Source organism: Pasteurella testudinis DSM 23072 (assembly GCF_900176075.1).
Lineage (GTDB): Bacteria > Pseudomonadota > Gammaproteobacteria > Enterobacterales > Pasteurellaceae > Chelonobacter > Chelonobacter testudinis.
The window spans coordinates 1-4,446 of record NZ_FWWV01000043.1; the positions used below are offsets into that span (position 1 = coordinate 1).

Sequence of the window (4,446 nt, forward strand, 5' to 3'; positions counted from 1 at the left end):
TCAACGGTGCCGTCGCCATCGGTGTCGCCCGGGATAGTGGTGTCCACATCGACAGTNACCGGATCGCTCTTGCCGCTGCTATTGCCGGCATCGTCGCTGATTTCAGCATCAACCGTGTATTCGCCGTCGTCGGTTTTGCCGTCGCCGTCGGTGTCAAACACGTCTTTCGGTACCGTCACTTCGGCNCTGCCGTTGTCAATATCGTCTTGGGTCACGGTGTGGGTCACGGTTGAAGTGTTGCCGTCTGAATCAGTAACGGTCACAGTCACGGTGTCACCCGGCTCAGTGCCTTTCGGAATGGTGACGTCAACTTGTACGCCGTCGTCGATCTCTTCGGCGTTGATGCCGTCTTCCGCTTCAGGGATAGTCACCACCGGTTTTTCNTCAACGGTGCCGTCACCATCGGTGTCGCCCGGGATAGTGGTGTCCACATCGACAGTNACCGGATCGCTCTTGCCGCTGCTATTGCCGGCATCATCGCTGATTTCGGCGTCAACCGTGTATTCGCCGTCGTCGGTTTTGCCGTCGCCGTCGGTGTCAAACACGTCTTTCGGTACCGTCACTTCGGCGCTGCCGTTGTCGACATCTTCTTGGGTAACGGTGTGGGTCACGGTTGAAGTGTTGCCGTCTGAATCGGTAACGGTCACAGTCACGGTGTCGCCCGGCTCAGTACCTTTCGGAATGGTCACGTCAACTTGTACGCCGTCGTCGATCTCTTCGGCGTTGATGCCACCGTCATCTGCTTCCGGAATGGTTACGGTCGGCGGCGTCTCAGAAATATCGGTATCGACCGAAGTCTTGGTGTCGCTGCTTTCGTTGCCCGCTTCATCGCTGTTAGTGGCGGTCACATCAGTGCCACCTTTGATGGCTTCATCAGGAATAGTAATCACACCGGTATTCGGGTCAACGGTCACGCCGTCGGGCAGTTCGCCTTTGGGTTCCCATTTGCCGTCATCATTTTTCTCGATGGTGATGGTTTGGGTGTTGCCGTCTTCGTCGGTGTAGGTCACGGTCGCTTCGGTGGCGTCGTCAGCCGGTGTCACCGTCACAGAACCGTCGTCTTTGGCATCAATTACCGGTGCATTCGGCGCATCGGTATCGACCGAAGTCTTGGTGTCGCTGCTTTCGTTGCCCGCTTCATCGCTGTTGGTCGCGGTCACATCGCTGCCACCTTTGATGGCTTCATCAGGAATAGTAATCACACCGGTATCCGGGTCAACGGTCACGCCGTCGGGCAGTTCGCCTTTGGGTTCCCATTTGCCGTCATTGCCTTTTTCGATGGTCACAGTTTGGGTATTGCCGTCTTCGTCGGTATAAGTCACGGTAGCATTTTTGGCATCGCCAGCCGGAGTGACGGTAACGCTACCGTCATCTTTAGTGTCAATGATCGGTTTGACCGGCGGGGTGGTATCTTTGCTATCGCTGCTGCCACCGCTATTGCCTGCCGCGATCGCCACCGCAGCTAAAGGAATCAAAGCCAATAACCACCACGGACTGAACACCCACAAGCCACTAATTTCGTCACCGCCTAATGCTTGTGGTGCAGACATTTGCTCTGCCAACATGCTGACCGCATCATAGGTTTGCCCTGATTCGGGTACATAGGCATACATATTGCCGTTTTCATGCTGACCGACCACTAAATTAGTCACAGTCGCAGGATCTTCATCACCATAGTAGTCTTCGATAATGACATCCGGAACCATATCTCCATTATCCAGCAGGATTTGTAAATCATTGCCAACACGTTTGGCAATGATATTTTGCGGCCCCAAGCCGGTTGAGTTATCAATTAGTTGATAATTGACTTCATCTTGTGCTTGAATTATTAAAGTTTCACCATTCACGACATTGTAAGAAGCAATTTCAGTTTTGGCATTCAATACTTTTAAAGTTGTTGACATATTTTTAACCCTGATTTTTTTAAAGATTAATTTCCCGTAAAGGCAACGTTAAACCTGCCTAACGCTTAACTATTTTTGAAAATTGGTTTGTTTAATTGATTGCGTTATGATTATTCCTGACCATAAACAACAACTTCTACCCGACGGTTTGGCAAATTACATTCGTTTCTTGCCACTTTATTATTAGGGAAGTCAGCCGCGCAACTATCAACCACAAGCGCTTTTTCTCCGTAGCCGACCACAACAACCGGTAAATTCACACCTTCTTGTTTCAGTGCATTACTGACTGTTGTCGCACGTTTTTCCGATAATTTTTGGTTATAAGCCTCTGAACCCTCCGGATCAGTATAGCCGTTGACGACAACCCGACTTACAGCTTGTTGATTTAAGCTTTTGATTGTTTGAGCAAATTGCTGTATATCCTGTTGTCCTGCGGCTGATAAATCACTGTAACCGTGTTTGTTCAACGGGAAAGCAATATTTGAGTTAACCTGTGTGGCAAGCAAGGCATAATCGGTAGTGCTGCAATCTTGCTGTTTCACGCGTGACAACGTTTGTGCTTGCATTTGTAAACCCGCCAACTCGGTAGTCGCAACTTCAGGTTTGACAAATTCGAAAACAGGGATGCCTTTTCTGACTTGTTTTACTTTAATGTAGGTGATTTGTTTGCTTGGAGAGATAAATTTAACGCCCTGAGTGCGGTTGCCGCCTTTCTGATTGGTGCTTAACGAAGAACTGAAAAAGTTTTGATCGGCGCATAATGCAATTGCACTAAAACCATTCTCCAGTAATGAAGTTTGATAATCCCCGTTGATATAAACATTCACGGCCGGACCATCAATATTCGCTGGGCGATAGAAAACAACCAGCCCTTGATTTGAAGTAACCTCTTGTGTACTAATTGTAGCTGATACCTTATTATTCCAACTTTCAATCGGTTGGTTTTCCCCTCGTTGAGGAAGTGAACATGCACTCAACGTAAAAAATGCGATGGCGATCGCAAGATATTGCTTCATCTAAAACCCCTCTCAAACCAAACTAATTTACAATATACATACATACATACATACATACATACATACATACATACATACATACATACATACATACATACATACATACACCTTATTTTACCAAAGTCTTTATATCATATGGCAAGTGGGTTCTCAATCATAAATTTTCATTTTTTTAATGTAAACCTACAAACGGCGCATTATGCCAATCTAATGACGCTTATTGTAAATTAAAAAACTAATGGCGACGGGCAGTCAAATGGAGTCAAGCTATATACCTAGAGATAACGCTGACTTTAACGCCGTAGGCTTTTTTTATTCAATTTTACATTCGAAGGGAATAGTCTCTCTATATTGATAATGCTTATAGATAGTCACATAGAGAAACTATTAAAGGTGAGAATTATTGCGTGGATTTACAAAATAACCGTTTTGTTCTCGTAAACAAAAATACGATCATTAAGTGCCAAATCGAGTGCACGGGTCAAGACGCTTTTCTCAACATCACGGCCGGCACGCATCATCGCTTTGGCATCGTAGGTATGATCAACATTAATCACGTTTTGCATAATGATCGGTCCTTGATCCAACTCATTATTAATGAAATGGGCGGTTGCACCGATAATTTTCACTCCTCTTTCATAGGCTTGCTGATAAGGTTTCGCCCCGATAAACGCCGGTAAAAACGAATGATGGATATTGATCACCCGATTCGGATAACGCTCGACGAATTTCGGATTGAGCACCCGCATATATTTTGCCAAGACAATCAGATCCGGCTGATATTGATCAATTCTCTCCGCCAAAAGTTGATCATGCTGTTCTCGGGTCAAATTTTCATGGCTGACATGGTGAAACGGAATATCAAACCGCTCGACCAGTTCACGCAATGAATCATGGTTGCCAATCACGGCTGCAATTTCTACGTCTAAACCGCCGTAGTAGTTTTTCATTAAAATATCACCCAGACAATGGGCTTCTTTGGTGACCAGAATAACAATCCGCTTGGTTTTACGGGTAATTATGCTGTATTTGGCACCGACCGGTAATGCCAGATTTAATTCGGTATTCAACATTTCATCATTAAAAATACCTTCTAATTCCGTCCGCATAAAAAAGCGTTTGCTGCCGTTATCGACAAATTCACTATTATGGGTAATATTGAGTTGATGCTTATAACAAATGTTGGTTATTTTAGCGACCAGTCCTTTATCATCGGAGCATTCGGTTAATAATATTTTATTTTCAATCATATATTTTTCTTCATAATAACAATCCGCACGTGAAACGTGCGGTTTTTCGGCTACCCTATAAGGGCCTAGTACTTCACATGCCCCTCAAGGGGCATGTGAAAAGACTGACAACTGCACAATAACTCTGTGGCTTACCCCTTAAAGGGGTCCACATATTCTTTCTTCGATAAATTATCTTGAATCATGTCTTCTTTTTCCTGATTCCTGATATATTCCTCTACCACTTTTGTATTTAAACCCACTGTACTTACATAATAACCCTTTGCCCAAAAATGT

3 protein-coding genes are annotated in these 4,446 nt (G+C 45.2%); all 3 read right to left on the reverse strand.

Annotated elements, in window-relative coordinates; genetic code table 11:
- Window positions 1-2,014: 2,014 nt before the first annotated feature.
- A complete protein-coding gene (locus B8880_RS14775; RefSeq protein ID WP_084257679.1) occupies window positions 2,015-2,920 on the reverse strand; it encodes an OmpA family protein in 906 nt (301 codons plus the stop codon).
- Window positions 2,921-3,333: 413 nt separating this feature from the next.
- Window positions 3,334-4,170, reverse strand: coding sequence for a formyltetrahydrofolate deformylase (gene purU / locus B8880_RS11175; RefSeq protein ID WP_084257680.1), 837 nt, complete (start codon window positions 4,168-4,170; stop codon window positions 3,334-3,336).
- A gap of 131 nt (window positions 4,171-4,301) precedes the next feature.
- On the reverse strand, window positions 4,302-4,446 hold a 145-nt coding region (locus tag B8880_RS11180), incomplete at its 5' end, for a transposase (protein WP_208610906.1).

What these genes read in the sequence shown, in the direction of transcription:
- B8880_RS14775 (WP_084257679.1), bottom strand. Translation starts at nt 2,920, where the DNA reads ATGAAGCAATATCTTGCGATCGCCATCGCATTTTTTACGTTGAGTGCA.
- purU (WP_084257680.1), bottom strand. Translation starts at nt 4,170, where the DNA reads ATGATTGAAAATAAAATATTATTAACCGAATGCTCCGATGATAAAGGA.